The sequence below is a fragment of the Mesorhizobium sp. M4A.F.Ca.ET.090.04.2.1 genome (genome assembly GCF_003999085.1).
Taxonomy (GTDB): Bacteria; Pseudomonadota; Alphaproteobacteria; order Rhizobiales; family Rhizobiaceae; genus Mesorhizobium.
In genome coordinates this window covers 1-2551 of the sequence record NZ_RZOT01000688.1, presented here as the reverse complement: position 1 = coordinate 2551, position 2551 = coordinate 1, and the positions used below count along the sequence as shown (strand labels likewise).

The 2551-nt window shown below is 60.7% G+C and carries 2 protein-coding genes and 1 pseudogene; 2 read left to right on the top strand and 1 reads right to left on the bottom strand.

All coding sequences use genetic code 11. From position 1 onward, the window contains the following. Positions 1-455: aminotransferase class III-fold pyridoxal phosphate-dependent enzyme (locus EN781_RS30425; RefSeq protein ID WP_127400629.1), on the top strand; the 455-nt coding region annotated here is incomplete at its 5' end. 159 nt (positions 456-614) lie between these two features. On the opposite strand, the gene EN781_RS30420 is transcribed toward EN781_RS30425, so the two are convergent. Further along, positions 615-1817 carry an aromatic ring-hydroxylating dioxygenase subunit alpha gene (locus tag EN781_RS30420; RefSeq protein ID WP_126058019.1) on the bottom strand — a complete coding sequence of 401 codons (1203 nt, stop codon included), beginning with the start codon at positions 1815-1817 and terminating at the stop codon, positions 615-617. Between the two features lie 513 nt (positions 1818-2330). Between EN781_RS30420 and EN781_RS30415 the strand changes: the two are divergent. Further along, positions 2331-2551, top strand: a pseudogene (locus tag EN781_RS30415) (hypothetical protein); the annotation flags it as partial.

Genomic DNA, 2551 nt, shown 5'->3' with positions numbered 1-2551 from the left:
GTTCCAACCATCCCGACGCGCTGTTCGGCCACGGCCTCACCTACACCAGCCATCCGATCGGCTGCGCGGTGGCGCTGAAGAATCTCGACCTGCTGGAAGACGGCGTGCTCGCGCACGCGCGTGAGGTCGCGCCCTATTTCCAGGCGCGGCTGAAGTCGCTGGAGGAATTGCCGCTGGTCGGCGAGGTGCGCGGCATGGGGCTGATGGCTTGCATCGAATGCGTCGCCGATCGCGAAAGCAGGAATCCGCTGCAGCTCGACAAGGACGTCGGCAAACGCATCGACGCACATTGCCATGAGCTAGGCTTGCTGGTCAGGCCGCTGATCAACATGTGCGTGATGTCGCCGCCGCTGATTATTTCGCGCGAGCAGATCGACGACATGGTGGCGATCCTGCGAGAGGGCATTTCGCGCACGATGGACGATCTCAGGAAAGAGGGCGTCTGGCGGGGGTGAGGGTTCTTCCTTCTCCCCGTTCTACGGGAGAAGGTGCCCGCAGGGGGATGAGGGGCAGCGCCGACCTCGGCGATTGGTTGGTCGCCGGACGACGCCAGAAATTGGCGTCTGACTAAAACGATAATCTCAAAAACCTGCGCTGCCCCTCACCTGCCTGCTCTATCCCCTCGACCGCAGCGCGTCGTTCAGCGCCCACATGTTCTTTTCCTCCGGCGCCGTCTCCAGGCCGAGCACGGGGATCTGCTTGCGCAGATGATCGTGGTGGGTGCGCACGCCATATTCGAGGTCGGAGAGATAGAACCCCTCGAAGGCTTCCGACAGCATGGATTCGTTCGACCACACCGAAAGCTGCACGTCCTCGTCCATTGTGTCGCGGTCGATGCGGTAGGCGAGATAGCGCGCCGCCGCCTGTTCTCTCGTTTCGTCCTTGTAGCGGTAGATTGCGCCGCGCAGCAGGGTCTCGCCGGTCGACAGCGGGAACTCCTGATAGAACTGCACGGATTCCGGCATGATCGACAGCGCGTTGTTGGGGAAGATGCCGTAGTAGATCCAGGCCTTGCGCAGATGCTCCGGCAGATGCGAAGCGTCGGGCGCTCGCTTGATGTATTCGCGCACGCTCCAGCGCCGCCCGGCATGCGGATTGTAGGTGGCGAAGGATCGCGACACGCCGTTGACGAAGGGCTCGTCGAAATAGGTCGCACCATAAAGATCCTGTAGCGCCGGATGCGCCATGGCGACGTGGTAGCCTTCATTGTCGACGTCGCGCACCGACTTCCAGTTGACCGGCGATTTTTGGGTCCAGATGCCCCACGATGGCACCATCTCGGCGACGCGATAGTGCGCGATCTCGGCCTCGATCGGCTTCAAAAGCTCGGCCACCGAGGGCTGCGGGCCTCCCTCGTGGAAGCGGATGAAGATGAAACCCATCCAGATTTCGAGGTCGAGCGGCATCAGGCCGAATTCGGTCTTGTCGAGATCGGGGAAGGAGCGCGGACGGGCGGCACCGCGCAGCGTGCCGTCGAGATTGTAGACCCAGCCATGGAACGGGCAGACAAGCGCGTTCTTGCAGGTGCCCTGGCTGTCGGCGACGACGCGGCTGCCGCGATGGCGGCACATATTGTTGAAAGCGCGCACGAGGCCGTCCTTGCCGCGCACGATCAGCGCCCGTTCGCCGATGACATCCATGGTCAGATAGTCGCCGGGATTGGGCACGTCGGAGACATGTCCGGCGATCTGCCAATGGTTGCGGAAGACGTATTCCTTCTCGAGTTCTAGAAGCGCGTTGGAGTGGTAGCTCCATCCCGGTAGACCCCGCCGGTCCCAATCGTTGGGGATCGCCACGTCACGGAGATGCGGGTTCATAGAAGGCTCTTCTTTTGTTGAATGATCATTCAATATAAGTATATTTTGCTTTGAAATGCAATGGTTTGTTGAAATATAAAATTTTGATGGCGCTGGGTTTGCATCCGCTCAGCGACGATCTGGCCAGGGAAAATCACGGAAAATCCGGGCGTTAACCAGGGTTCTGAAACAGGCCCGGAGCGGCCCGATCGACGTCGACCTGGCAGCGAGAAGCGGCGGCTCTCAGAGACGCAGTCCCGGCCCCGATTTCCTTCGCAAGTGTGAGATTGCTCATAGTCCGCAAGACCGCCTCAGGCCCATTGCTTCGCCTGTGAGGTCGCCTTTCAGGTCGCGCTTATGGAACAGAAATTGCAAACGAACACGAAAATCGGGGAATGACCGAATATGCCCGATCATGCCCGATTTTTCTGTTTCAAGCCGGTTACACGGGCAGCCATCGCGTATCATCCATCCGTTACCGGGTGCGGATACATTCGTTTCATAGCAAAAAGAAAGACAATGAAGGGGATTGCGATGTTCACGAAAGTCCAGACCGCCAACAACCGCCTCCAGGCACCGGAGCGCAACGATCGGCGACCGAAGCTGGCGCTGCGCCAGCGCGCCAGCGACCATCCGATGGCGATGTTCATGGCGATTGGCGCCCTTGCCTTCGCCGGCATGTTCCTCACACCGGCGGCAGGCCCCGCCTTCGCGTCGCTCAATCCGCCGGCAGGTGCCGTCGAAGGCGCGTCGAC

Coding starts and splice junctions, on each gene's coding strand:
- EN781_RS30420 (WP_126058019.1), bottom strand. CDS start 1,817: ATGAACCCGCATCTCCGTGACGTGGCGATCCCCAACGATTGGGACCGG.